At 48.2% G+C, this 24581-nt stretch carries 20 protein-coding genes; 7 read left to right on the top strand and 13 right to left on the bottom strand.

The window, feature by feature from the left end; translation table 11 throughout:
* Positions 1-152: 152 nt before the first annotated feature.
* The 5 genes from A3842_RS33385 to A3842_RS19665 form a co-directional block, all read right to left on the bottom strand.
* Positions 153-6494 (bottom strand): InlB B-repeat-containing protein, encoded by a 6342-nt coding sequence (locus tag A3842_RS33385; protein WP_256701768.1) that lies wholly within the window; start codon positions 6492-6494, stop codon positions 153-155.
* Positions 6495-7210: 716 nt separating this feature from the next.
* Positions 7211-7690, bottom strand: a complete 480-nt coding sequence (locus A3842_RS19680) for a VOC family protein (protein WP_074102467.1) — start codon at positions 7688-7690, stop codon at positions 7211-7213.
* Between the two features lie 46 nt (positions 7691-7736).
* Complete coding sequence (locus A3842_RS19675) at positions 7737-8084, bottom strand: YciI family protein (protein ID WP_074102466.1); 348 nt, start codon at positions 8082-8084, stop codon at positions 7737-7739.
* A 588-nt stretch (positions 8085-8672) separates the two neighbouring features.
* Positions 8673-10508 carry an alpha/beta fold hydrolase gene (locus A3842_RS19670; RefSeq protein WP_074102465.1) on the bottom strand — a complete coding sequence of 612 codons (1836 nt, stop codon included), beginning with the start codon at positions 10506-10508 and terminating at the stop codon, positions 8673-8675.
* Between the two features lie 62 nt (positions 10509-10570).
* Positions 10571-11137, bottom strand: coding sequence for a TetR/AcrR family transcriptional regulator (locus A3842_RS19665; protein WP_074084354.1), 567 nt, complete (start codon positions 11135-11137; stop codon positions 10571-10573).
* A 437-nt stretch (positions 11138-11574) separates the two neighbouring features.
* Between A3842_RS19665 and A3842_RS19660 the strand changes: the two genes are divergently transcribed.
* Positions 11575-12969 (top strand): transcriptional regulator, encoded by a 1395-nt coding sequence (locus A3842_RS19660; RefSeq protein ID WP_083609657.1) that lies wholly within the window; start codon positions 11575-11577, stop codon positions 12967-12969.
* Between the two features lie 278 nt (positions 12970-13247).
* Here the strand turns inward: A3842_RS19660 and gndA are convergent, their stop codons facing one another.
* From gndA to zwf, 3 genes are read right to left on the bottom strand one after another with little or no spacing between them, the layout of a single operon-like run.
* Positions 13248-14663 (bottom strand): NADP-dependent phosphogluconate dehydrogenase, encoded by a 1416-nt coding sequence (gene gndA, locus A3842_RS19655; protein WP_074084353.1) that lies wholly within the window; start codon positions 14661-14663, stop codon positions 13248-13250.
* 35 nt (positions 14664-14698) lie between these two features.
* Complete coding sequence (gene fsa, locus A3842_RS19650) at positions 14699-15367, bottom strand: fructose-6-phosphate aldolase (protein WP_074102464.1); 669 nt, start codon at positions 15365-15367, stop codon at positions 14699-14701.
* A 39-nt stretch (positions 15368-15406) separates the two neighbouring features.
* Entirely contained in the window at positions 15407-16918 is a 1512-nt protein-coding gene (zwf, locus tag A3842_RS19645) for a glucose-6-phosphate dehydrogenase (protein ID WP_074102463.1), read from the bottom strand.
* A gap of 99 nt (positions 16919-17017) precedes the next feature.
* Between zwf and A3842_RS19640 the strand changes: the two genes are divergently transcribed.
* Together A3842_RS19640 and A3842_RS19635 are read left to right on the top strand one after the other, a co-directional pair.
* Complete coding sequence (locus tag A3842_RS19640; RefSeq protein WP_074084350.1) at positions 17018-17899, top strand: LysR family transcriptional regulator; 882 nt, start codon at positions 17018-17020, stop codon at positions 17897-17899.
* A gap of 151 nt (positions 17900-18050) precedes the next feature.
* Entirely contained in the window at positions 18051-18614 is a 564-nt protein-coding gene (locus tag A3842_RS19635) for a GNAT family N-acetyltransferase (RefSeq protein ID WP_074102462.1), read from the top strand.
* Positions 18615-18692: 78 nt separating this feature from the next.
* Here A3842_RS19635 and A3842_RS19630 read toward each other — a convergent pair whose 3' ends face one another.
* The 3 genes from A3842_RS19630 to A3842_RS19620 all read right to left on the bottom strand — a co-directional run bounded on the left by A3842_RS19630 (position 18693) and on the right by A3842_RS19620 (position 21046).
* Entirely contained in the window at positions 18693-19964 is a 1272-nt protein-coding gene (locus A3842_RS19630; protein ID WP_074102461.1) for a hypothetical protein, read from the bottom strand.
* 5 nt (positions 19965-19969) lie between these two features.
* Positions 19970-20374 (bottom strand): hypothetical protein, encoded by a 405-nt coding sequence (locus A3842_RS19625; RefSeq protein ID WP_074102460.1) that lies wholly within the window; start codon positions 20372-20374, stop codon positions 19970-19972.
* Between the two features lie 138 nt (positions 20375-20512).
* Entirely contained in the window at positions 20513-21046 is a 534-nt protein-coding gene (locus A3842_RS19620; RefSeq protein WP_074102472.1) for a GNAT family N-acetyltransferase, read from the bottom strand.
* A 200-nt stretch (positions 21047-21246) separates the two neighbouring features.
* Here A3842_RS19620 and A3842_RS19615 point away from each other — a divergent pair, with 200 nt between their 5' ends.
* The 4 genes from A3842_RS19615 to A3842_RS32100 are packed head-to-tail and all read left to right on the top strand — an operon-like array spanning position 21247 to position 22965.
* Complete coding sequence (locus A3842_RS19615; protein WP_074084346.1) at positions 21247-21606, top strand: BlaI/MecI/CopY family transcriptional regulator; 360 nt, start codon at positions 21247-21249, stop codon at positions 21604-21606.
* Positions 21603-21902: a M56 family metallopeptidase gene (locus A3842_RS19610; RefSeq protein WP_074102459.1), complete on the top strand. Its 300-nt coding sequence runs from the start codon at positions 21603-21605 to the stop codon at positions 21900-21902. The genes A3842_RS19615 and A3842_RS19610 overlap by 4 nt, the downstream gene beginning before the upstream one ends.
* Entirely contained in the window at positions 21830-22657 is an 828-nt protein-coding gene (locus A3842_RS19605) for a M56 family metallopeptidase (RefSeq protein WP_083609656.1), read from the top strand. The genes A3842_RS19610 and A3842_RS19605 overlap by 73 nt, the downstream gene beginning before the upstream one ends.
* 11 nt (positions 22658-22668) lie before the next feature.
* A complete protein-coding gene (locus tag A3842_RS32100) occupies positions 22669-22965 on the top strand; it encodes a hypothetical protein (RefSeq protein WP_143186323.1) in 297 nt (98 codons plus the stop codon).
* Here the strand turns inward: A3842_RS32100 and A3842_RS19600 are convergent.
* Together A3842_RS19600 and A3842_RS19595 are read right to left on the bottom strand one after the other, a co-directional pair.
* Complete coding sequence (locus A3842_RS19600) at positions 22899-23894, bottom strand: hypothetical protein (protein WP_074102457.1); 996 nt, start codon at positions 23892-23894, stop codon at positions 22899-22901. The two genes, A3842_RS32100 and A3842_RS19600, sit on opposite strands and share 67 nt — an antisense overlap.
* A gap of 25 nt (positions 23895-23919) precedes the next feature.
* Positions 23920-24360, bottom strand: a complete 441-nt coding sequence (locus A3842_RS19595; protein WP_074102456.1) for a hypothetical protein — start codon at positions 24358-24360, stop codon at positions 23920-23922.
* Positions 24361-24581 lie beyond the last annotated feature (221 nt).

Raw genomic sequence — 24581 nt, 5'->3', positions numbered from 1 at the left:
CCTTCAATAACAGGAGAATCGCTGCTCTGCTCACTTTTTGTGGTTTTAAGAATGAAGAGAACTGCCTTCCGCCATAGAAAATCCACTTTTGGGTTGCCCCTTTTGTCAACAGCCCCAAATTACACTTGTCCCTTTTTTTCGGAGAACCGGCATTAGTTAAGTGAATCCAACAGCGTCTTCAATTGCGGGTTGAGCTTCAGCGCATTCAGGATGATCTGCAGAGCTTCTGCGCGTGTGGCGTTGCTCTTAGCATCAAATTTCCCATCTGCTTTGCCGTTTATGATACCAGCTTGTGCTTCAGCTTTGATCTCGTTTGCTGCATAGGAACCCTTCAGGTCATTGAAATTGCCTTTGGTGGTATCCTTCGTTACGTTGTTAAGGTTTAAGATGCGGGACAAAAGGACAACCATTTCCTCGCGGGTGATTGTTTTATCTGGCTTGAACGTAACATCCTCGTAGCCGCTGATAACCCCTGCCTCTGCAAGCTTCTCGATGGCGCCTTTCGCCCAGTGACTGCCAACGTCCTTAAATGCAACACCAGTATTGTTGCCGCTTTTGATATCGAATACCCGACTCAGAATCACTGCAAATTCAGCGCGCGTGATCTCACCATCCGGCTTGAACGTACCATCGTTGTAACCTTCAATCACATGGAGCTTTACGAAAGTATCGATAGTTTTTTCGGCCCAGTGCCCTTTCGTATCAGCAAATTCAACCTTAACATTAGAATTCTTAGCTTCCTCTACCTTGGACTCGAAAGCATTAACTAAGTTTATTACATTAACAATGCCGCTATTGAATACATCAACCGCTGGTTTCGTAGGTCCAGGTGTCACTGTTGGCGTTATACTGTCCGCCAGCGGACCACCCGGTGATGGTAGCCTTGATACATCCTCCCGATTCACAGTTACCATATACGTATTGCCAGTACCGTCTGGGGCCATTACGCTAATCTGAATCAGGTTCGCGCCCACCTGTAAGTTGTTAGCTCTATAGGTATACATATTGCCCGTTAGGGAACTGTACACGGCTCCCGAAACGGTAAACGTCGCATGGGAATCCGCTGTGGTAAAAGAAAGATTGCTGCTTGAAACCGAATTAGCTACATCATTCACGTTATATTTCAGAGTTGCTGCTGTAAATGCTGGTGTCAATGTCCCCTGATCCACTGACAAGCTGGACAACTGCGCATTTGATGACGTCCACTTGGCATAGAGGGTGGCATTCGCCGTTCCCATGCTGAAGGTGGCATTCGCCAAGTAGTCGGTGCCGCTTCCGTCCGCCTTTGTGTTCCAGCCTGCGAACGTATACCCTGTCTTCACCAGCGTTCCAGTGTTCCCCAGCACCGTCACCATGTTCCCCTGCTGATAGCTGTTGCTGTCGGTCGGAACCGTACCGCTGGTGTTGCCGTTGCCGTTATACGTTACGGTGAAGGCCGGATTGACTGTCCACTTGGCATAGAGGGTAGCATTCGCCGAGCCCATGCTGAAGGTGGCATTCGTCGCGTAGTCGGTGCCGCTTCCGTCCGCCTTTGTGTTCCAGCCTGCGAACGTATAGCCCGACTTCACTAGCGCTCCAGTGTTCCCCAGCACCGTCACGGTGTTCCCCTGCTGGTAGCTGTTGCTGTCGGTCGGAACCGTACCACCGGTGTTGCCGTTTCCGTTATACGTTACGGTGAAGGTCGGATTGGCCGTCCACTTCGCATAGAGCGTGGCATTCGCCGTTCCCATCGCGAAACTGCCGCTAACCGTGTAATCCATACCGCTTCCGTCCGCTTTCGTGTTCCAGCCTGCGAATGTATACCCTGTCTTCACCAGCGTTCCGGTGTTCCCCAGCACCGTCACCGTGTGCCCCTGCTGATAGCTGTTGCTGTCGGTCGGAACCGTACCACCGGTGCTGCCGTTTCCGTTATACGTTACGGTGAAGGTCGGATTGGCCGTCCACTTCGCATAGAGCGTGGCATTCGCCGAGCCCATGCTGAAGGTGGCATTCGCCGCGTAGTCGGTGCCGCTTCCGTTAGCGGCGGTGTTCCAGCCTGCGAACGTATACCCTGTCTTCACCAGCGTTCCAGTGTTCCCCAGCACCGTCACCATGTTCCCCTGCTGATAGCTGTTGCTGTCGGTCGGAACCGTACCGCTGGTGTTGCCGTTGCCGTTATACGTTACGGTGAAGGCCGGATTGACTGTCCACTTGGCATAGAGGGTAGCATTCGCCGAGCCCATGCTGAAGGTGGCATTCGCCGCATAGTCGGTGCCACTTCCGTTTGCGGCGGTGTTCCAGCCTGCGAACGTATAGCCCGTCTTCACCAGGGCTCCAGTGTTCCCTAGCACCGTCACCGTGTGCCCCTGCTGATAGCTGTTGCTGTCGGTCGGAACCGTACCGCCGGTGTTGCCGTTTCCGTTATATGTTACGGCGAAGGTCGGATTGGCCGTCCACTTCGCATAGAGCGTGGCATTCGCCGTGCCCATGCTGAAGGTGGCATTCGTCGCGTAGTCGGTGCCGCTTCCGTCCGCCTTCGTGTTCCAGCCTGCGAACGTATACCCTGTCTTCACCAGCGTTCCAGTGTTCCCTAGCACCGTCACCGTGTTCCCCTGCTGATAGCTGTTGCTGTCGGTCGGAACCGTACCGCCGGTGCTGCCGTTTCCGTTATACGCTACGGTGAAGGTCGGATTGGCTGTCCACTTCGCATAGAGGGTGGCATTCGCCGAGCCCATACTGAAGGTGGCATTCGTCGCGTAGTCGGTGCCGCTTCCGTCCACCTTTGTGTTCCAGCCTGCGAACGTATAGCCCGTCTTCACCAGCGTTCCGGTGTTCCCTAGCACCGTCACGGTGTTCCCCTGCCGATAGCTGTTGCTGTCGGTCGGAATTGTACCGCTGGTGTTGCCGTTGCCGTTATACGTTACGGTGAAGGTCGGATTGGCCGTCCACTTCGCATAGAGCGTGGCATTCGCCGTGCCCATGCTGAAGGTGGCATTCGTCGCGTAGTCGGTGCCGCTTCCGTCCGCCTTCGTGTTCCAGCCTGCGAACGTATACCCTGTCTTCACCAGCGTTCCAGTATTCCCTAGAACAATCACGGTGTTCCCCTGCGGATAGCTGTTGCTGTCGGTCGGAACCGCACCGCCGGTGTGGCCGTTTCCGTTATACGTTACGGTGAAGGTCGGATTGGCTGTCCACTTCGCATAGAGGGTGGCATTCGCTGAGCCCATGCTGAAGGTGGCATTCACCCCGTAGTCGGTGCCGCTTCCGTTAGCGGCGGTGTTCCAGCCTGCGAACGTATACCCTGTCTTCACCAGCGTTCCGGTGTTCCCCAGCACCGTCACGGTGTTCCCCTGCTGATAGCTGTTACTGTCGGTCGGAACCGTACCGCCGGTACTGCCGTTTCCGTTATACGTTACGGTGTAGGTCGGATTGGCTGTCCACTTCGCATAGAGGGTGGCATTCGCCGTGCCCATGCTGAAGGTGGCATTCGCTGCGTAGTCGGTGCCGCTTCCGTTAGCGGCGGTATTCCAGCCTGCGAACGTATACCCTGTCTTCACCAGCGTTCCGGTGTTCCCTAGTACTGTCACCACATCACCCTGCGGATAGCTGTTGCTGTCGGTCGGAACCGTACCGCCGGTACTGCCGTTTCCGTTATACGTTACGGTGTAGGTCGGATTGGCTGTCCACTTCGCATAGAGAGTGGCATTCGCCGTGCCCATGCTGAAGGTGGCATTCGCTGCGTAGTCGGTGCCGCTTCCGTTAGCGGCGGTATTCCAGCCTGCGAACGTATACCCTGTCTTCACCAGCATTCCGGTGTTCCCCAGCACTGTCACGATGTTCCCCTGCGGATAGCTGTTGCTGTCGGTCGGAACCGTACCGCTGGTGTTGCCGTTGCCGTTATACGTTACGGTGAAGGTCGGATTGGCCGTCCACTTCGCATAGAGCGTGGCATTCGCCGTTCCCATGCTGAAGGTGGCATTTGCCGCGTAGTCGGTGCCGCTTCCGTTAGCGGCGGTATTCCAGCCTGCGAACGTATAGCCTGTCTTCACCAGCGTTCCGGTGTTCCCCAGCACCGTCACGGTGTTCCCCTGCTGATAGCTGTTACTGTCGGTCGGAACCGTACCGCCGGTGCTGCCGTTTCCGTTATACGTTACGGTGAAGCTCGGATTGGCCGTCCACTTCGCATAGAGGGTGGCATTCGCCAAGCCCATGCTGAAGGTGGCATTCGCCAAGTAGTCGGTGCCGCTTCCGTTAGCAGCGGTGTTCCAGCCTGCGAACGTATAGCCCGTCTTCACCAGCGCTCCGGTGTTCCCCAGCACCGTCACAGAGTTCCCCTGCGGATAGTTGTTGCTGTCGGTCGGAACCGTACCGCCGGTGCTGCCGTTTCCGTTATACGTTACGGTGTAGGTCGGATTGGCCGTCCACTTCGCATAGAGGGTGGCATTCGCCGAGCCCATCGCGAAACTGCCGCTAACCGTGTAATCCATACCGCTTCCGTCCGCTTTCGTGTTCCAGCCTGCGAACGTATAGCCCGTCTTCACCAGAGTTCCGGTGTTCCCCAGCACCGTCACGATGTTCCCCTGCGGATAGCTGTTGCTGTCGGTCGGAACCGTACCACCGGTGCTGCCGTTTCCGTTATACGTTACGGTGTAGGTCGGATTGGCTGTCCACTTCGCATAGAGGGTGGCATTCGCCGAGCCCATGCTGAAGGTGGCATTCGCTGCGTAGTCGGTGCCGCTTCCGTTAGCAGCGGTGTTCCAGCCTGCAAACGTATAGCCTGTCTTCACCAGCGTTCCGGTGTTCCCTAGCACCGTCACGGTGTTCCCCTGCGGATAGCTGTTGCTGTCGGTCGGAACCGCACCGCCGGTGTTGCCGTTTCCATTATACGTTACGGTGTAGGTCGGATTGGCTGTCCACTTTGCATAGAGCATGGCATTCGCCGATCCCATGCTGAAGGTGGCATTCGCCCCGTAGTCGGTGCCGCTACCGTTAGCAGCGGTGTTCCAGCCTGCGAACGTATAGCCTGTCTTCACCAGGGTTCCAGTGTTCCCTAGCACCGTCACGGTGTTGCCCTGCGGATAGCTGTTGCTGTCGGTCGGAACCGTACCGCCGGTGCTGCCGTTTCCGTTATACGTTATGGTGTAGGTCGGATTGGACGTCCACTTCGCATAGAGAGTAGCATTCGCCGATCCCATGCTGAAGGTGGCATTCGCCCCGTAGTCGGTGCCGCTTCCGTTAGCGGCGGTGTTCCAGCCTGCGAACGTATAGCCCGTCTTCACCAGGGCTCCAGTGTTCCCTAGCACCGTCACGGTGTTCCCCTGCGGATAGCTGTTGCTGTCGGTCGGAACCGCACCGCCGGTGTTGCCGTTTCCGTTATACGTTACGGTGTAGGTCGGATTGGCCGCCCACTTCGCATAAAGGGTGGCATTCGCCGTTCCCATGCTGAAGGTGGCATTCGCCCCGTAGTCGGTGCCGCTTCCGTCCGCCTTTGTGTTCCAGCCTGCAAACGTATACCCTGTCTTCACCAGCGTTCCGGTGTTCCCCAGCACCGTCACGATGTTCCCCTGCGGATAGCTGTTGCTATCGGTCGGAACCGTACCACCAGTGTTGCCGTTTCCGTTATACGTTACGGTGTAGGTCGGATTGGCATTCACTGTAACTGTAATTGTCCTTGTCGCAGTTGACGTACCGTCACTAACTTGAACAGTAAAACTGTCAGTCCCTGCATATCCGCTGTCAGGTGTGTAGGTAATGGTTCCTCCTGGTGCAATATCAGTACTGCCACTGGCTGCTGTTGCACTTAAGAAATTGAGTGTCCCATGATTTGGCTGCGTACTTGGTGACCATGTCTCTACCTGACTGGGATCGATATCGCTTACATGAAGCAGACCTTTGATATCTGTTGCACTTGAATCCTGATTTACGATAAAACTGGTTGTTGCACCAATAAAAACAGGTGCAGTGTTTGTGTTTCTGAAATTAACTGCATTGATATTGTCGATTCCAAAAGCCCCGGTAACTTGATAAGATCCATCGGTCTGGATACGAAATTTATCAATACCTACAAATTTAGTATTGGAAGATACATTAAAAGTAACAAGTTGTCCTCCAAGATATGCATCGGTTACAGTTAGAGACATGACTGCTCCAGAAACGGCTAAGCCATTTACATATCCTATAAGTTGAATATTTCCATTTGTCCCCAAACTTACACCAGACATTGCAATATCTACGGACTGGAGATCAAATATTTTCCCGCTGTTTGAAGACACTTCCATGTAGGATAATGGAGTTCCATCATTGGTCGCTCCGCTGATAAGATTGGTTTGACCTGTTAGGAATTCTGCACCAATGTAGCAATTTGTTGCGCTGCTTGACTTGAGCAGAAAATCATATCCATTAATATCAGTAGCCATTAGTCCTGGACCAGTAGACGATCCAGATATGATGATCGGTCCACTAACTGAATTGAAATCTGTACTTCCGTTTACGGGAGTATTAGCACTTGCAATCATTAACGTGTTCGTTCCAAATACAAGAACCAATACGAGGATAAAAACCTTCTTTACTACGTTTACTTGCGAACTGAGAATTCTTGCTTTTCGCCTTAAACTATTAGTCATAATTACCTCCACTGAAGTTAGTCACAGTATCACCCATTCTACGGGTGGCTTGATTTAGCCCCTATACAACATAAGATCGGACAAGGGTTTCCTTGCACCCTCATCATTTGTTAGGAAGTCGGGAAACACTTAACTTTTTCAAAATTGTTCGGCAAAACTCCCTACCTTTCCTGGTACGTATATATATATATATGTAATTTCTTTGTACAGTTGGATTTCACCTTCTATATTTTGACGTATTCCTTTCGTATGTTTTGAGTAAAACCGCCCAGCGATTCCCACAAGATGATCTAGCCCTTCCCCCATATCTCTTCATGCTGTTAACAAGATAGATCAGGCCCGATAAATTCACTATACCTATTATGGAGTATCTTCCTTCAAATAGAGCAAAAAGAATGGAAGGATTGGATTTCCGAGGTGTTTATAGCTACGCGGAATAGCTTCGATGTGAAGTTCCTCGGCGAATGCTGTAAACTTCTTTCGTTCCATAAAAATGCTCCCCATACAGTAACAGGTTTTTATTATTTCACCTGTCTACTATATGGGGAGCATATCACTCGCGGGACAGCTCTTTGTTCACTTCTATTCCAGTTGTCTATTTCTCAGAGCTATTCTCCGCTGCCCTCACGAGCCCGCTCTAACGCGGCAATGTCCAGCTTGCTCATCTGGAGCATCGCCTGCATGACTCTTTGTGCTTTGACAGGATCCGGATCACTCAGCAATCTCCCCGCTTCGGCCGGGAAAATCTGCCAGGACAAACCGTATCTGTCTTTCAGCCAACCGCACGGCCCTTCCGAGCCGCCTTCGGACAGCTTTTCCCACAGCTCGTCGACCTCCTCCTGCCCTTCGCAGTTCACCATCAGCGAGATCGCTTCCGTAAATTTGAACTCCGGGCCACCATTGAGTGCAGTGTAGACCTGCCCGTCCAGTACAAACGTTACTGTCATCACCAATCCGGCAGGACGTCTGCCGCCTTCTCCATAATAAGAGGTATTCAAGATTTTGGAATTTTTAAAAACTGAGGTATAGAATTTCGCCGCTTCTTCCGCTTCCGTATCGAACCATAGATTCGTGACAATTTTCGGCACTACAGATCCCTCCTAAATGTTGTTGTGCATTGGAACGTCTGCTGTTCTACATTCCGGCAACGGGTCTCACTTCGACACTGGTCCCTTCACCGAGCAGAATCGGACAGCCCTTCGCAAGCTGAACCGCTTCCTCCATATCCACTGCGTTAACCAGGATATACCCAGCCATGGATTCTTTATGCTCAGTGTAGGGTCCATCCGTTGTTATGCCATGGGGCCGCAGCACTCTGCCTTCGGCGGATAGATGATTCCCGCCTGCTGCAAGTCTGTCCTGTGCAGCAAGACTGTTGATCCATTCTCCCCACTGCTCCATGTAACCTTGCATTTGCACCGGCGTAGGCTGCGCTTCCGGGGTAGTGATATCCATACGGAATACGAGCAGGAATTTGTTCATTGCCTTGCCTCCTTGGCTTCTAGCCTTAGCTTCTAGCGTTCCCCATGACCCAAATCTTAAGACGTTCCCCTTCATTATAGAACAAAGGCTGACTTTCATTTCTTATGGATTGCTAAAATAACCCCGAAACCGTATAAGTTCTAACAGAACAAAAAACGAATTGGCCTACTGGAAAGGGATGCAGGAACGTTCGACTCCACCATGTAAATCCACAACCGCATGAGATTGTGGATTTTTGCATTTCTTCCGTCTTAATCTTTAGAATTACATCTACAGGATCTTTACCCTTATACATATCGCTGACCTTTTCACCTCGCGGAGTATACGCTCAAAAAGGAAAGGAGAATCAAAAAGAAACGACCTCGCCGTCTTCAGGAACCCAAACGGAGCCCTCCAGATGTTGTTCCTTCAGAAACTTGGCAAGCTGATTTCGGCTCAATTTACTTTCTACGATAAATTCGAGTTAAAGGCACAGGTGAAAGTTTGCCCACATCACTCAACATCGGATCAATCAGTATACGTTTACCGTTTATGGTTAGAATTGATGTAGCGTGCCGACCGGTCTATTTTGAAAATATCATATTAATTTCATAGTATATAGGAAGCCGTTTCCCTCGGATGGCTAAGAGGAAAATGATGACCATATGGAACAACATCAATCTCACCAAGATGTAATGGAGCAGAATAGCTTCTATCCTGATCTCCCCAAATAATATGAAGCTTATACCTTGGTACTTTGGTGAAATCGCCTTGATAGTCTTTCGATAGAAAACGATTTAGCTGAAGAGTTGTATTTAATATTCTAGGCGAAGTAAAGCTGCTGCTTACTTTTGCAATATAATGTTTCGGAATGCTCTCCGTATTTTCAAACAGACCATTACCAATTAAATAACGTTCTATTGAATTAGCAGTTGCTAACTTCAATGCCCATTTGTTCATAAATTGAGGAACATTAAACGATTTAGAATTTCTTTTCGCAACAGGGGGCTGAAGTAAAGTAATAGTATTCTTCATATTTATGTACTCTCGCACTAATGCTTCCAGCAGAATAATTGCTCCGAAGGAATGGCCAATCCAATGTGCACCATCAGCAGCTTTTCCCAATAACTCTTTCACTAAATTCAAATAGAGATCTAGAAGATTTTTCTCTCGTTTAAAAGGGGAACGTCCTAAACCAGGAAGATCTGGAATCCATACGGGTTGACCAGTTTTTTCATGAAGCTCTAATCCTAAAGGAAATAAATCCTCTCCATCACTCAACAAACCGTGTAATAAAATAAATGGCTTACCCTCTCCTTGTATTTGATAAATCACAGTGTTTCCGATTAAGGTTCGTTCAAATGCATGATTATGCTGGTCATTTTGATTCATCAAGCGATAATCCAAATCCGCTACTACGACTGGAAAAAAATTCATAACCCCCGTCTTATTAAACCAATCTTCTCCCATGACTTTTTTCGATGAATCATTTGGAAACTTTCTATTTGTAATAAAGTTCAGTCCATCAGATGGAATTTGTGTTATTTTACTTATCCCACTTTTCATAAGTGCCTTCACGAAGCGAATGGGCACAGAGATTTTAGGTGCTGCCATATTCATACTTTCTGACATAACTTCTAATAATTCAGATATATCCGGATCAAGCTGGTTGTCTTGAACAAGTGTATATGTTTGAATAGACGATTGCTCCAGCTTAAAAACCTGAACAATAAACTTCGCTAGCTCATCGTTTGAAATAAGCGGTAATTTATACCCCTTGCCTCCAGGAATAAATGGCATCAGCCCTCTTCGCATACTCGCCACAAGCAAGCCTAAGCCTGCTGTTTGCTCCGTACTCCCTGTTTTACTGCTGCCGACTACAGTTGGTGGATTAATCACAGAAAGCGGATAGCCTATTGCGGATGCCTGCTGGCGAATATAAAGATCTGCTAAGAATTTTGTTTTTTCATAAGGATTCTTTATTTTTAAATAGTCGTGCCCTTCTTTAAACACATCAATCGCAACCTTGCTATTATTATCATCAAAGGGGGACATATATCCTACTACATGAATAAATTGCTGCAAGCCCTTCAATTGATGGATACTTTTAGCGAATTCACTGATATGCTTGGCGCCGTTTAAAAATACAGATGTTGCCTCTTGCTGTGTCGCTTGAATATCCATTTGTCCACCTGCGTGAATAATAACATCCGTGTTCGATACCCTATCCTTATCTTCATCACTTAAACCTAAATCTGTTTTTGTCAAATCACCTTCAATAAAGTGCAGGGCCGCTTCGTTTAAAATACCTTTTTCTTGAAAAGCACGTGTTGCTTTACTTTTTGACCTCACTAAAAGAAAAATCATAACATCCTCTTTAAGAAGCTCCTCCACTAATTGCCTCCCAATAAAACCTGTTCCACCTGTTAGAAATATTGTCCTCATATCATTCGCTCTCCTTTTTAGTACTGTGTAGTACTAATTTAGTGTAAAAAAAAATGCTTCTCTTATCGAAGCAAGTTGAAAAATTGGCTGGCTGTTTTCATGATAACAGTTGCATCCTTCAATGTTTCTGAAAGAAACAGCGCTCCTTCAAGATTCGTTATAAAAAGTGCCGCTACCTCGTCAATATGAATCGTATTTCTAAACTCGCCTTTTTCTACTCCTTGTTTTAGTAATAGAGAGACTTTCATTTGTAATCCTGTAAAAAAGAGACCTATTTTTTCTTTTATGTGTGTAGCTTGTGCAGGACTTTGAATATAAAGAGTAATAAATGGACAGCTGCCCTTATACTCTCTTGACTGAACTCCCTGTGATAAATGCTCTAAAAACATCTGGACACGATCTTCAACTGATAATTGGTTCTGAGAAAGTATTTGATCCATTGCACGCTGATACGTTTCAATCCAATAATCAACGACCCCTGCTAACAATTCCTCCTTATCAGAGAAGTGATAATACACATTAGATTTTGAGACTTTGCTTACACGTACTAATTCATCCATGCTTGTATAAGCAAATCCTTTTTCTAAAAATAATGTTGCCGCTACTTCAATCACACGTTTTTGATTCATTATTTTTCCCTTTGTCATAACTAGAACTATACAGTACTAATTTGAATGTTGCAAGTGAGAAAATAGTGCAACTGAAATTTCATGTTTCTTGAACATGTCAACTTTGGAAAAAAAGGTTAGGGATCAGGGCTAGAGATGATAAGTAAGCAAGCTTAGGCCACCTCCCCAAACAATCTAATCATCACGCGGCAGCGAATTGTGAAAGTACTCCTACCAGTTCTCTTGTCCTTCTGATAGAAACATATGTCTACTATCGATAATAACAAGCCACTGACCTTTGCTTTTCACGTCCAAGACTAGTGATAGTTCTTACCGTACTCCATCCCGTTGTTCACGGTTTCTACTAATCCGCTCTATTGACCATTGGAATATTATCACATATTATTACATCTATAAAATTAATTCTAATTAATGGCATTTAGTTAGGTGGTGTTTCCATGAAACCTACAACCACGATTCGCGATCAATTAGCGGCTTATCTAACTCAGCAAGACATGTCCATTCATCAATTTTCCATACAATCCGGAATTAATTCCGGAACACTCAGTCGTGTAATTGGTGACCGGCAGCCGATTGCTATGAATCATCTGGAGCGGATCACTCAGGGAATGAAGCTGCAGGAGGATCATTTCTTCAGCTTATACGTGGATGAATGTTTTCATCATTCGGCACCGACCTGGCGGCGGTTACGCCCGTTTCTGATGCGTTCAGCGGCGCTCGGCCGCCTCGATTGCATTGAGCAGGTGGTTCAGAATCTGCTCGACAATCTGATCTATGCCCCCATGCTATTTGAAGTGGCTGAGGGGCTGTATCAGCAGGGGCAATGGCAAGCCGCAGCGCTGCTATATAAGAATGTGAGTGCCAGTGAGAAATATCAGAATTCGGAGCGGCTGGCGTTATGTCAATACCGCCTATTTAGAATTGCCCTGGGTGACGATCAGAGCATTAATTCGCGGGAGGCAATCCTCTTCGAGTGTTACATAGATCGGCTGGATGAGGCTGATCAATTAGATGGAATAATAGACCTGCTGAATGTCTATTATTCCTTGCAGCAGTGGCCTAAAGTGGAGGAACTCGCACAGAAGATGCTCCGACTGGCTACACTCCGTTATAATCTACATCGCCAGTCGAATCGTAAACAAGACAACGGAAAAATGCCTCAAAGACCGCTATACCTATATATTCTAAACGCCTATCTCTTTCTCTCAAGTATTTGCATGGAATATGGGGACTATAAGTCTGCGATAGAGCGTGTGCCACTCTATATGGACGGAAGCTGGATACAGGAAGATAATGAAGAAGTGCAACGGACATTAGCCCAGTTCCGGGAGTGGGGTACGGCAAACATCTATTTGTATCGCGTGCTGGACGGACAACTGGAGGTACTAGCTGACTATGTGGAATATATCTCAACACAACCGGACGAGATATTTACGGCTGTATACAATATTATCAAATCGGCTAACCAGTATGACTGGAATGTAGATCACATTCTGGAGCGCTTCTCTGCCTATATCCCTTATCGGACATACAGATCGAAACTTTGTGAATACAATCAGCAGATTATGGCAGACAAACACGCCAGATTTCTTGCTGAACTAGCCGCCTATTACTTACACAATAAGCGAAATGAAGAATTCAGCTTCGTGCTGCAAAGTATGGAAACCTCCGCTAAGATAAACAATGAGAGTATAGCAATCACTTGTGTCGAACTGTTTGAGCAATATCGGTATGCAGCAGGAGAAGAAGAACTGGATAGATACAAACTTCTGATCAGAACAGCGCGGAATGCGAAAGCTAAGAAGATTCATCAAGCTCCTAGTTTTATGTAGTTTGGTCGCTGTAATTGTTTTTCCTTCTGGAAACATCGAAATCGTAGCAGATAGTACTCAAATCCAAACCATGTCCCATGGTATCGGCGGTAGTTAAATCTCATTATCACCGAAAGTCCGCTGGCTAACCAACCGACGTTCTCGATTTTTTCGAGAGCGTTTTTCATTTTCTTCCTTATAGCTACAAGCTTTCATGAACCTCCAGTTGAACTGGGGAGTGCTTATACAAAAAGTCCGGGCCACTTCGCCCGGACTTCATAGTTAAATCTATATGATAATTATTTGCTGTCCATCCACCCAAAATGGAAGCTCCCCGGCTGATCCAGCCGTTCAAAGGTATGGGCTCCGAAATAATCTCTTTGGGCCTGCAGCAGGTTAGCCGGGAGACGTTCCGAACGATAGCTGTCATAATAGGCCAGGCCGGAGGCAAAGGCCGGAACCGGAATCCCTCTTTTAACGGCAATCGCAACCACATCTCTCCAGGCTTCCTGGTAGTTGTGAACAACGCCGCTGAAATACTCATCCAGGAAAAGGTTTTTCAGCTCAGGGTCGCGGTCATAGGCGTCCTTGATATTCTGCAGGAAGCCAGCACGGATGATGCAGCCTCCACGGAAGATCATCGCAATACTGCCATAGCTCAGGTTCCAGTTATATTCGTCTGAAGCCACTCTCATCTGGGCAAAGCCTTGGGCGTAGGAGGCGATTTTGCTGGCATACAGGGCTTTGCGGACCGCTTCGATGAATTCCTTGGCATCGCCGTCATAACCCTTGACTTCAGGGCCCTTCAGACGTTTGCTCGCAGCCACGCGTTCTTCCTTCATCGCCGAGATAAACCGTGCAAAGACAGATTCAGTAATGATGGATAACGGAACGCCCAAATCGAGGGCATTTTGACTTGTCCATTTACCTGTTCCCTTTTGTCCGGCGGAATCCAGGATGACATCGACCATCGGCTTGCCTGTATCCGGGTCAGCTTTGGCGAAAATGTCGGCTGTGATCTCGATGAGATAGCTGTTTAGCTCCCCGCGGTTCCACTCTGAGAAAATCTCATGTAACTCATGGGTGTCCAGGCCCAGTACATCCTTCAGCAGTTGATACGCTTCGCCAATAAGCTGCATATCGCCGTATTCAATGCCGTTATGCACCATTTTGACATAGTGTCCGGCACCGTCTTCCCCGATGTAGGTCGAGCAAGGATCGCCGTCCACTTTGGCAGAAATGGCTGTCAGGATCGGCTCCACCAGCTCGTAGGCATCCTTTTGTCCGCCCGGCATAATCGCCGGTCCCTTCAGCGCTCCTTCTTCACCGCCAGATACCCCTGCGCCGATAAACCGGAAGCCTTGAGCCTGCAGCTCCTTGTTCCGTCTTTGCGTATCCGGGAAAAAAGCATTCCCGCCGTCAATCAGGATATCCCCTGGAGACAAATGCGGCACCAGCTGCTGAATCGTATCATCTGTCGGTTTGCCGGCCTTGACCATGATCATGATTTTGCGCGGCGTCTCCAGGGATTCGACAAACTCTTCGATGCTGTAGGCACCGGCGAAGTTTTTACCTGCTGCTTCTGCCAGCAGCTCATCCGTCTTCTCCCGCGAACGGTTGTACAGGGCTACCGAGAACCCTTTGCTCTCCATATTCAAGGCCAGGTTCTTGCCCATGACGGCCAAGCCGACCACACCAATCTGCTGTTTACCCATCGTTAATAGACCTCCTATATATGTGCTGAGTCGTTTTAGACCTGCGGAGCCTTTTTCCAGTCAGCAGCGAACTTCTCCAGTCCCTGATCGGTCAGCGGATGCTTGGAGATTTGCTCAATGACGCTGAACGGAATGGTGGCAATATGTGCACCGGCCATCGCTACGCGGGTCACGTGGTCCGGATGGCGGACCGAAGCGGCGATAATTTGCGCGCCCAGGTTATGAATACGGAACAGCTCGGCGACTTTCACGATCAATTGGACTCCATCCTCCGAAATATCATCCAGGCGGCCCAGGAATGGCGATACGTAGGTGGCTCCTGCACGGGCAGCGAGCAATGCCTGGTTGACGGTGAAGATCAGGGTCACGTTGGTTTTTACACCCTTTTGGGTCAGATACCGGCAGGCCTCCAGACCTGCGAGCGTCATCGGGAGCTTGATGGTAATGTTTTTATCATAATTGTTGATCTTAATCAGCTCGTTAGCCTGTGCAATCATCTCTTCCGCAGTAACGGCATCCGGTGTAACTTCGGCCGATACAGATTCCACTTCAGGCACGATGCGCAGAATTTCTGCAATGCGGTCTTCGAATTTCACGCCTTCTTTAGCGACCAGGGATGGGTTCGTAGTGACGCCGGACAGGACACCGATCTGGTATGCTTTTTGGATGTCTTCCACATTTGCCGTATCGATAAAAAATTTCATATTTGTAAACCTCCATTTTTAGTTGAACTAAACTTAGTATTAAAAATTTGAAGCATCGGGCAATGGCACTTCCATTTCTTCTTCAATTGCAGAGTCGAGCCACCAGTGATGTCCATCCTTGGCCAGCAGCTGATCCGATTCAGCTGGTCCGAACGTGCCCGCAGCATACGGATAAAGAGGAACATTATTCTTGGCAAAAGCATCCAGGATCGGCTGCACCCATTTCCAGGACAGCTCCACCTCATCCCAATGCGCAAAGAACGACGGATCACCGTGTAAAGCGTCATAAATCAGATTCTCATATGCCTCCGGCACTTCAATAGAGCTCGTATGGAAGTCAATGTGCATTGCCTTGAACTTCCCTTTGTACCGGGGATCTCTTGCTTTGAGCTGCAGGGTAATGCCTTCGTTCGGGCTGATCTCGAATACCAGAAGATTGGGGATATCATCCTCGGCGGCGGACGAGTTCTGCTTGAGCGGCTCTTTGAACTCAATCACAATGCGCGTGGATTTCTCTTTCATTCTTTTCCCGGTCCGGATATAGAAAGGAACACCCTTCCAGAAAGGATCATCGATCGTAAGTCTGGCTGCAATAAACGTATCATTCATCGATCCGGGTGCAATTCCTGGTTCGGATGTATAGCCTGTGACCGGTTTGCCCTGGATAGTGCCTGCGCTGTACTGCCCCCGGATCACGCCAAACTGGACATCCGCTTCTTCCAGCGGCTCCAGAGCTTCCATAACCTCTTTCTTCTTGAAGCGGACCTCTTCGGCAGAACTGTCCTTCGGCAGGCGGATCGCCAGCATCATGAGCAGCTGCAGCATATGATTCTGGAACATGTCTCTGAGCGCACCCACATGGTCGTAATAGCCCGCTCTTTCTTCCACACCCACGGTTTCGCCTGCGGTAATCTGTACATTGGCAATGTAGCGGTTGTTCCACAGTGCATGAAGCACCGGATTCGTCTGCTGGAACACATCCAGCTCCTGCACCATCGGTTTGCCAAGGTAATGGTCGATCCGGAAAATTTCATCCTCGGTAAAAGCCTCGCTCAGCTTCAAATTCAGCTCCTGCGCTGACTGCAGATCATGTCCGAAAGGCTTCTCGATCACCAGGCGTTTCCAGCCTTTGGCGGCACCCAGGCCACTCTCTTTAATGTTCAAAGCAATCGGTTCAAAAAACTCGGGGCCGACGGACAAGTAGAACATCCGGTTAGGGGAACTTCCCATGCCTTCTTCCTGCTGTTCCACCCGCTCCAATAACTTCAGATAATCCTCTGTGTGCCCTACATCCAGCACATTATATCGGAAGGCCTTCAGGAAGCCGCGCACGGACGCAGAATCATTTATTTCCCGCCGGGAAAAGTCCCGGATCGACCGCTCCACCATAGCCTGAAAGGCTTCATCAGCCACTTCTCTTCTGCCAAGACCAATCACAGAGAATGAATGGTGCAGCTTGTGATCGAGATACAGATTATACAGCGCAGGGTAGATCTTTCTACGGGCTAAATCTCCTGTCGCTCCAAACAAAACAAATGTGGTTGCCTCCATCTCCATTCTCCTTCTGCTCTGGTTTAACTTTCCTGGTTACACTATAATACAAATACGACCTATACAAGTAATTAATATATTTCACAGGAGCTATAGACCATGTCTATGAACAATTTTGAACTGTACAAAGTTTTTTACTGGGCAGCCAAAACCGGAAGCCTGACCCAAGCCGCCAAATCCCTGTATATTACCCAGCCGAGCGTCAGCCATGCCATTAAGCAATTGGAGGATAGCTTTGGCCTGACCCTGTTTACCCGGAATTCCAAAGGTGTCGCCCTGACACCGGAAGGAGCCACCCTATACTCGTATATTGAGCAGTCGCACATCCTGATCACCCAGGCGGAGAAGAAGATGACCGAGCTCAAAAACCTCGACAACGGAGAGCTGCGGATCGGCGGCAGTGACTCCCTGTTCAAGCATTATCTGCTGCCCTTCATCGAAATCTTTCATCAGCGTTACCCCGGCATCCGGCTGCATCTGATCCACGGAACCACACCGGAAGTCATCTCCTACTTAAAAGAAGGGCTCGTTGATCTGGGCGTGGTTCGCATGCCCATCACCGATCCCCAGCTTGAGGTGCGGCAGGGTCTACAGCTGCAGGACTGCTTCATCGCGGGCTGCCATTATGCCGAGTTGAACCAGAAGGTGCTCTCGATCAAGGAGCTGCTTCAGTACCCCATTATCCTCTTCTCCCGCAGTAGCCGGGCACGAATGGCGATCACGGACTTGTTCCAGGGGTACGGCTATGATCTGAAGCCTGAATTTGAGGTCGGCAGCGTTGGCCTGCTGATCGAATTCGCCCGCAAAGGGCTCGGCATCTCCTTCGTCACCCGTGAATTCGTATCCAAGGAGCTGGAGGAAGGCTCTCTTTTCGAGATTAAGCTCGACGTGCAGCTCCCCCCTGCCCAGGTGGGCATGATGACGATGCGCAACATGCCGCTAACGACGGCGGCGAGCAAGTTCATTGAGCTTACGAAGTAGGAAGACTGGGGCAGGAATGAAACGCCTCTTGGGGTTTCTTTGCAGTGTGAACAATATGGGAAAAATGTATTTTTTAATTGAAAAACACAAACAAGCGTTCTATGATAAGGATCTACATTAATGGGGAAGGTGAATCAAGGGGATGAATATTATGAATCCATTTGAACATTGTCCAATCTATGAAACCGATCATTTAGTATTCACAAAAGTTAAAGAAGAAGATGCAAAAGAACTTTTTGAATGTTATTCCGACCCGATAACGAAAGGTCACATGAATAATGATAATTGTGGCAGCGAATGGGATTGTCCCAGTATAGATCATGTTAGACAAGGGATTAGTGGATGGAATAAAGAATTCGACGCCGGATTTTTTATTCGATGGAGTGTCCGTTACAAGCAGCTGCATAAAATAATTGGAACCATTGAAATAGCACCTATCCCTAATACAACAAGGTTTCTGGATGGTGTTTGCCAATCAGGCATTCTGAGAATTGACGTTATTTCATCCCTTGAAAATCGGGCAATTTTTTCCGGGATTCTAAAAATAGTAACTAATCATTTTTACATGGATTTTGGGATAGAAAATATTATTACGAAAGCCACAACAGATGATATCGAAAGAATTCAAGCCTTAGAGGATAACCATTTTATTAAGCTAGAGGATAACCCCTTTATACCTTTTGATCATTATTATCTAAAAAAGAATAAGGATTAATATCAGCATAATAATAAAAATCGGCACTCAAACTTTGGTCAGTTTGGATGCCGATTTTAATATCAAGCGCCTCCCCTATTATTTCAACGGAATAGAATAAAATAACCGGCTGCCCTTGTTGTTGGTGTACCAGACAATTTTATCACCAACCAGAATAGGATTGGTCTCAGATAAGGCAAAATGCGCAAGGGTCTGAATGCCTCCTGTGGCCTGCCCGTTTCCATCAATATATACATATTTCAGGTCGCCAGGATTCCCTTTCTTATCGAATTCCTGCCACAGCACCATCAGCCTGTCATCCGAGATTTTAACTAATTTAGGAATGGATGCGATCTTGTCTGTTCCAACATATTTAGCCAAAGTGATGTGCTGGACAGAAGCGCTGGACATACTGGACTTGGGCAGCACACTAAGTAGGATATCCCGCTGGTCTATGTCCAGACCTACCATCTCATAAGAGGTATATTCCGTAACAGCTGAATGGTCCACGCTGTTCATCGCGACGATATAACTGCCCGAAGACATTTCAAATCCGCCGATAGAAACACCGGTAGCATTCGCTCCAATCGCACCTGGAATAGCAAACAAATCCACTTTGCTGTAGCTGTTCCCGTCCCCTTTACTCAGCACGACCGAACGGGGATAGGCGTCCCCATGATCTACAAGTACCTGAGCACTGCCGTCGAACAACACATATTGATCGAAGGAATGGCTGACATGATTTTTCTGGAATCTCCCCAGATCATTAGTCACTTTCATAGTTGAGGTATTTACCATAATCGTAAGCTGGGACTGATGATTTAATCCATCGGGTGTTGTATATCTTTTACGTGCGGTGTGTAGCACCAGGGTATCCCCGTACTCCGCCATCCGGCCGGAACCCGCTTCAAAAGGTTCAATCGTATAGCTCTCCCCGCCTTTAATGGAGACACTGTCGATCCGGTTGAAGCTTTTATCATACCGGACAATACGAATCACTTCTTTATCGTTATTCTCCTCCGTATTCTCTTGCCCAAAAGCGATATAGTTATATTTTACGCCGCTATAAAAACCCCCGAACAACGGAAGCTCGTACCCCAGCTTGTTGCTGGCAATCAACTCATATTTCTCATTATAGGTTTCAATCGTAATCTCTTTATTCGCCTCTATGACACTCACCGTCTGATCCTGATTATTGACCAGGTAGGAGGTGACCGGACTTTTCCATCTCGGGAAATCGGAAGTTTCCCCGTTATCCTTGGCTCCAAACGCTGTCTTCACCCGGTAGGCGTTGTCAGGAATCTTCGAGAAGACCGATATTCGATTGGCTTGGTTATCGTATTCAATATCAAATGGAATCTTGCCCGACAAATCTCTTAATTGAAAATCGTATAGGCTGTAATCTGTTGCTGCTTTCCATCGACCAGGATCTTGGAAGTGGAGAGTGAGGCTATGTATTTTGTACTGCGGCTGTAATAGCTGCTGTTGGGTGACGCTTCAGGCGTATAGGCTTGTCCTGTTACAATCTCTACTGCGTTCTGCTGTTTATTCCAAGTCACATCGAATTGGCTCGCCGTCCCCGATAATTGCTTCGCAATATCCCGCAGACTGTAATAATTGCTGCCCGCTATGTTGAAGCCGTATAGTGACTGTTCCTCTCCATTAAAGTATGTCTTGCTGTCTGTCAGCATAGCCTGGGCAGTATTGCCAGTAAGTGCTGGCCTGCTTAGTAGCGGTGCAAGCAATAACAGGACCAGCAGTAACTTCATCAACCTTTTCATTCTTCATTTCCTCCATGTTTTCATTCAATGTACAGAAGCCGCTTCGGCTTCATGTAGTCTTTATCGGTTATCCGGCAGCATCCAATCACCCTAACGTGGAGCAAGCTCAGAAGTTGGAAAACCTCCCGAAACCCTCCACTACTTGAAATGGAGATACCAGTACACCGCAACCTCTTCACACACTTTTGGAATCCCTCTATACACATATTTATCGAATCCGCCAATGACGAAGCCGATACTCTCATAGAACCTGCAAGCCCTCACGTTTATACTCTGCGTTTCCAGCATAATTCCAGGCAGTCCCTGTTCCAACGCCCAGTGTCTGGCCTGTTCCATTAATTGTCTGCCGACCCCGTGCCGTCTGAATGCTTTGTCCACCTGTATCATTTCAACAAAAGCATAATGGTTCCAATTCTTCTTCAACACAATTCGGCCCACTATCTGATTTTCGGCAAAAGCCAAATAGGTCACCTGATCGGGATGAATACGCTCGGTGGAACCGTCCGCTGCGTCTGCCTCTTCAGAAACTTCTGCTGTGTAGCTCTTCTCATAGCTTGGAATATCTTTCACTGTATAGTTGAACTGATTCCCCGAAAATGACAGGACGAGAACTGAATCTACGATAAAGGAATCATCGATGTCAGCCAAGCAGCCCTGCTCTTCAACCGCCATTTCACGGATGGAGATATCAAGAGAAACTGAAGCTTCTTCATCGTGTGCTCTCCATACTTCATTTGGATTCAATATTGAACCCTCCTTTAATTTTTACAATCCTGGCGCTTACTTCGTCACCCTTGACAAAACAGGTCTACTCCAATAAACTCCTAGCTAAAGGTCTATTGCAATAAACTTAGGGCTTGAGGTGAGAGAAAATGGAGCCGTATAAACTGTTTGATGCGGAATATAAATTTGTATCGCTCATTTGGGAGCACGAACCGGTGAATTCAACTGAACTGGTGAAGCTGTGCCAAGGCGAATTAGGCTGGAAAAAATCAACGACCTATACCGTACTAAGGAAGCTGTGTGAACGTGGGGTTTTACAAAATGAAAAGACTATAGTGACAGCCCTGATCAAACGCGGGGATGCCCAAAGATATGAGAGTGAAGCCCTGCTCGACAAAGCCTTTGACGGCTCATTGCCGAAATTCCTAACCGCCTTCTTAGGTACCCGCCGGATCTCCCCCACAGAAGCAGAGCAGCTCAAACGCATTATTGAGGAGGCCACCCAATGACCTCATGGTTCACCGCCATCCTCAATATGAGCATTACCGCCAGTTATGTCGCCGTTGCCGTGATCGTCGTCCGCCTGTTTTTGCGTAAAGCCCCCAAAACCTTTTCGTATGTATTATGGGCGGCTGTGCTCATACGGCTGATACTCCCTTTTAGCTATAGTTCCGGCCTCAGCCTCCTAAGCTTTCTGGTACCTAATGTTCAGACGGGAAGCGGAGCGATGGAATATGTCTCAGGTCAGATCGGCCTAATGAATACCCTGCGGTCAACATTGGGACCGATATCGTCAACCAAGTAGTTAATGCTTCGCTGCCCCCTGCCACCCCAGCCGGAAGTGTGAATTCCATGCAAATCATTATGGTGCTTGCCGCCGTAATCTGGCTGGTTGGCATCGCGCTGCTGCTGGGCTACAGTGTAGTTTCCTACCTTAAGCTCTTGGACAGGGTGAGAACGGCTACGCTTGTGGATGGACATGTTTTTGAATCGGATCGGGTCACTACACCTTTTGTCTATGGCTTCACCCGGCCCAGAATCGTGATTCCAGTTGGCCTCAGGAACAACGAGCTGACTTATATCCTGGAGCATGAGCTGACGCATATCCGTAGACGGGATTATCTGATTAAGCCGTTTGCGTTCCTGGTGCTTACTCTTCACTGGTTCAATCCGCTGATGTGGATCTCTTTCATGCTGATGAGCAAGGATATGGAGATGTCCTGCGACGAAAGTGTGCTGCGCAAACTGGGTAATAGGGCAAAAGCCGGTTATTCCCGCTCGCTGCTGGCATTTTCCGTAAAACGGGGGCGTCCGCTGTCCGGCAGTCCGCTTGCCTTTGGCGAGAGCAGCATTCATGCCAGAATTAATAATATCCTGAACTATAAAAAACCAAAGGTTGGAGCGGTCGCCGCAGCCTGTGTGATATCAGTGATCTTCATGGTGGGGTTTACCGCCAACCCGGCCGGCAAGCAGGAAGGTTCAGTGGATCAGCCGGGCAAGCTTGCTTCCGTCTGGGCGAACGCCCTCGTCTCCCGTGACGGTCCCCCCGCTATAAGATGATGTCGGCAGCCATGAAGGAGCAATTCAAGCAAGAGCAAATCGCAAGAAGCGGCCAGGACTGGAATTACAACATCGGCGTGTCCAGCCCTTGGGTAGTCGATTACAAAATTCACATGGAGGGCCACACCGCCCGCATCACTTACCTCACCCAAACCAGCGAGCCAGCCCATTACCAAACGGAAGAGAGCCTTACCTTTACGGTTGAGGACGGGAAACTCGTGGTTGCGGAGTATCACACGGTTTATGAGGATAGGCCTTTTAATGCGGAAGCTAGTATCTCTGCCTTTAACTCCTGGGTTAAGGGCTGATTGTGAAATGTCAAAGCGTACGGATTGATCTCCACCTCCTTGCCTTCCTCAGCCATCTTTTCAGCCATATAGAGCAGCCCCTTTAATGGACTCGTTGATTCATTCAACAGATGGACCGTTAGTTCGTCTAATAACTGCTGTTCATGGACAGTTTGGAACTGCAGCAACCCGTGAGTGCTCCGGAGCTGTGATTCATAATCACTATAGTTCTCAATGACATCCCAGCCGGGCCATATACACTGAAGCTGCCTGGATAAGCCGGAAATCACATCAGCATGCCAAAATTCCAATCGTTTCTGCGCAATATCCAGATGGAAGCCACCCAGAGGAAAGTCTTTCTTCCATTCGCTAAGCGTAAGCTTGGGATAGCCATATGCTCTATTGATCTTCTGGACCATTTCAGGGCCATGAAATAAATACTCATCTATCCCTCCCCCTAAGGGGAACATTAGCATTTCATTTGCTGAGAAGCTTACACTGGCTATGGTTTCAACCCAGTCCCGGTATTCAGGAGGCGCTAAACTTATATCTTTTAAATCATCCTCATGATCGGTTAGCACCTTTTCCTTGGGGTAGCCTACATAAGAGGCAATATCGGCAATGCCGCCGGAAGCCCATTCCACTTCCCAACCCGCCCACGTTTTCCCCAAAAGCTGTAAATATAGATTTCGAAGCGGAATGTCAAACCGTATATCTTCACCGCCGTAGATCAACAATTTCTTCATGTCTACATCAAGAACCGCACCGCCTTCAGCCCATATATCATTGAGCCACCTGGATTCATCTACCTTAGTTTGCATTTCAATAAATGGGGTAGCATACTCCGGCCCCCAGAACAAGTCACGTGGCAGCGTATTCGCACACCAATGGCTATAATACAACTCATAAGTTCGATTCCTGACAATGACGAGATTTGCCCTTTGACCCACTTGTATCCTCCGTTCAAAATAAATACTAATACCTAGCCCATACCACTGTTAATTTGAACCCTAACCGTCTTTCCATCTCTGGAATCAAATCCGTTAACTCATCTTCATTCCCTCTACCTTCAATAACAAACCTAGCGAACCCCGCAGGCAAGTGATAGTCCAGACGGTTAAGATCTGTTCCCTGATTGCAGCAAGGCATATGTATGCTTAAGTCATCAAAATCATGGGCGAAGCTCCTTGTCATCTCTTCCTGCCACCATGCCACATCCAGTATTTCAGAACAAAAAGGGCAGGCCACATACTCGAAATTCCCTCCTTGATCAATAAACTGGACGGAATCAAAGACATGAATATCGTAAGTGATCGCGTGGTCATCCAGAAGACTTCTCAGATTCTGAATCATGTGCGGAGCCGGTATCGATGTATAGTTCTCCTCAGGGATCAGCCTTATGATGTTCTCGGACATTTGATGCTCCCTTCGTTCAAGCCATATGATTTCTTACCAATAAGTCTTTTCCATAGGTTGCGTAGGAATTTAAGAAGTTGTTATCAATATGAAGATGCTTCATAAACCAAATAGAAGAAATCGAAAATGGAAAGAACGCTACTGACATACTGTTGGCAGTAGGGGGATTGTATACTCAAGACAACCAAAGTGAAAGTGAGGTTATCTAGATGGCATGTCTT

Origin of the sequence: Paenibacillus sp. P3E (genome assembly GCF_001909045.1) — a bacterium.
Classification (GTDB): domain Bacteria; phylum Bacillota; class Bacilli; order Paenibacillales; family Paenibacillaceae; genus Paenibacillus_AQ; species Paenibacillus_AQ helianthi.
The sequence above is the reverse complement of the archived record's forward strand: the minus strand, read 5'-3'. Positions and strand labels throughout refer to the sequence as shown.

Excerpts from the sequence above, each read along its gene's own strand:
- A3842_RS19635 (WP_074102462.1), top strand. The coding sequence starts at position 18,051 with ATGAATCCATTTGAACATTGTCCAATCTATGAAACCGATCATTTAGTA.
- A3842_RS19610 (WP_074102459.1), top strand. The coding sequence starts at position 21,603 with ATGACCTCATGGTTCACCGCCATCCTCAATATGAGCATTACCGCCAGT.
- A3842_RS19670 (WP_074102465.1), bottom strand. The coding sequence starts at position 10,508 with ATGAGGACAATATTTCTAACAGGTGGAACAGGTTTTATTGGGAGGCAA.
- fsa (WP_074102464.1), bottom strand. The coding sequence starts at position 15,367 with ATGAAATTTTTTATCGATACGGCAAATGTGGAAGACATCCAAAAAGCA.
- A3842_RS33385 (WP_256701768.1), bottom strand. The coding sequence starts at position 6,494 with ATGATTGCAAGTGCTAATACTCCCGTAAACGGAAGTACAGATTTCAAT.
- A3842_RS19620 (WP_074102472.1), bottom strand. The coding sequence starts at position 21,046 with ATGGCGGTTGAAGAGCAGGGCTGCTTGGCTGACATCGATGATTCCTTT.
- A3842_RS32100 (WP_143186323.1), top strand. The coding sequence starts at position 22,669 with ATGAAGGAGCAATTCAAGCAAGAGCAAATCGCAAGAAGCGGCCAGGAC.
- gndA (WP_074084353.1), bottom strand. The coding sequence starts at position 14,663 with ATGGGTAAACAGCAGATTGGTGTGGTCGGCTTGGCCGTCATGGGCAAG.
- A3842_RS19640 (WP_074084350.1), top strand. The coding sequence starts at position 17,018 with ATGTCTATGAACAATTTTGAACTGTACAAAGTTTTTTACTGGGCAGCC.
- A3842_RS19625 (WP_074102460.1), bottom strand. The coding sequence starts at position 20,374 with ATGAAAAGGTTGATGAAGTTACTGCTGGTCCTGTTATTGCTTGCACCG.
- A3842_RS19595 (WP_074102456.1), bottom strand. The coding sequence starts at position 24,360 with ATGTCCGAGAACATCATAAGGCTGATCCCTGAGGAGAACTATACATCG.
- A3842_RS19615 (WP_074084346.1), top strand. The coding sequence starts at position 21,247 with ATGGAGCCGTATAAACTGTTTGATGCGGAATATAAATTTGTATCGCTC.
- zwf (WP_074102463.1), bottom strand. The coding sequence starts at position 16,918 with ATGGAGGCAACCACATTTGTTTTGTTTGGAGCGACAGGAGATTTAGCC.
- A3842_RS19660 (WP_083609657.1), top strand. The coding sequence starts at position 11,575 with ATGAAACCTACAACCACGATTCGCGATCAATTAGCGGCTTATCTAACT.
- A3842_RS19675 (WP_074102466.1), bottom strand. The coding sequence starts at position 8,084 with ATGAACAAATTCCTGCTCGTATTCCGTATGGATATCACTACCCCGGAA.
- A3842_RS19665 (WP_074084354.1), bottom strand. The coding sequence starts at position 11,137 with ATGAATCAAAAACGTGTGATTGAAGTAGCGGCAACATTATTTTTAGAA.